Origin of the sequence: Butyricicoccus sp. (genome assembly GCF_050872565.1) — a bacterium.
Classification (GTDB): domain Bacteria; phylum Bacillota; class Clostridia; order Oscillospirales; family Butyricicoccaceae; genus Butyricicoccus_A.
The window spans coordinates 1-1,442 of the sequence record NZ_JBNMHC010000465.1 but is presented as its reverse complement, the minus strand read 5'-3'; the positions used below and the strand labels follow the sequence as shown (position 1 = coordinate 1,442).

2 protein-coding genes are annotated in these 1,442 nt (G+C 54.3%); both read right to left on the bottom strand.

The window, feature by feature from the left end; all coding sequences use genetic code 11:
• Positions 1–240 precede the first annotated feature (240 nt).
• Positions 241–972: an NAD-dependent protein deacylase gene (locus tag ACR0P9_RS12560; protein ID WP_432620659.1), complete on the bottom strand. Its 732-nt coding sequence runs from the start codon at positions 970–972 to the stop codon at positions 241–243.
• Between the two features lie 23 nt (positions 973–995).
• Positions 996–1,442 (bottom strand): nitroreductase family protein (locus ACR0P9_RS12555; protein WP_432620657.1); only part of this gene is annotated, 447 nt, incomplete at its 5' end.

Sequence of the window (1,442 nt, the reverse complement as noted above, 5' to 3'; positions counted from 1 at the left end):
CGTGACGGAAGGAGCAGCACGCGAACAAGTTCGTATCAGAGTTACTCTAATTCGTTAGGGCGAACTGGTTACTCCCTCAGTCATTTGCAAGGCAAATGACAGCTCCCTCAACGAGGGAGCCAAAAGCCCTCTCTGTCGCTGCGCGACATCTCTCCCGGAGGGAGAGACAAGTTTGGTCTATGCGTCAGATAAAGCCAAAGAGCCAGATCCGGAACCGTTCCGGATCTGGCTCTTTTTTTATTATCTCACTTGAATTTGGCTGAAAACCTGTCCAATCGGCGCATCAATCAGCAACTGCGCGCCAGTAGCGCGCTGGGTTTGTCCCTTGTTGATGACGGCGAGATGCTTGCCGCGGAAGTATTGAATGAGTCCGGCTGCCGGATAGACGGCGAGCGACGTGCCGCCGATAATCATCATATCCGCCTGTGCAATGGCTTGAATGCTGTCAGTCAGGCACTGCTCGTCCAACGATTCCTCGTACAGCACGACATCCGGCTTGATGATGCCGCCGCAGGTACATTTGGGGATGCCGTGACACGATTTCATGTACTGGGCATCATAGAACTTGCCGCAGTGCTGGCAGTAATTGCGATGCACAGAGCCGTGCAGCTCATAGACGCGCTTGCTTCCGGCGGCCTGATGCAGACCGTCAATGTTCTGCGTGATGACGGCGGTTAATTTGCCTGCCTGCTCCAGCTCTGCGAGCTTTTTGTGTGCGGCGTTGGGCTTGGCGTCCAGCGCGAGCATCTTGTCCTGATAGAACCGGAAAAATTCCTCCGGCTGAGACTGGAAAAAGGAATGGCTGAGAATGGTTTCCGGCGGAAACTTGTATTTCTGATGATATAATCCGTCGACACTGCGAAAATCCGGAATGCCGCTTTCCGTCGAGACACCGGCGCCGCCAAAAAAGACGATGCGCTGAGATTCGTCAATCATTTGTTGTAATGTTTCGATTTGCTGCTCCAAAGACATGGCACTGCCTCCTCATCTTATTGTTATCGTACCAAGGTCGTGGTATGTGGCTTTCTCTCGTGAATGACAGGATCTGCTGCCGGATAGCCGATAGCAGCAGAAGCATTGACGATATGACTCTCCGGTACGCCGTATTCGGTCAAGAGCGCACGCACTGCTGGATTGTCGCACACATCGCGTACTTGATTGATCCAGCACGAGCCGAGACCGAGGGAAGTCGCTGTCAACAGGACATTTTCCATGGCGGCACCGGCGTCCAAAAAGCTGTTGCGGTTGTCTCGCTCGCCGGACACGATGAGAAAAGCGGACGGAGCGAAGAAATTATAGCCAGCCGGACGATGGTCCGCCTCTTTGACAGCGGCGGCGAGAGCCTGAATCTTCTCGCGGTCTGCCAGAAGGGTAAAGTGCCAGCTCTGTTCATTGCGGCCGGACGGCGCCCAAACGGCGGCGGTCAATAGATCTTGCAGCTT

Coding starts and splice junctions, on each gene's coding strand:
- ACR0P9_RS12560 (WP_432620659.1), bottom strand. CDS start 972: ATGTCTTTGGAGCAGCAAATCGAAACATTACAACAAATGATTGACGAA.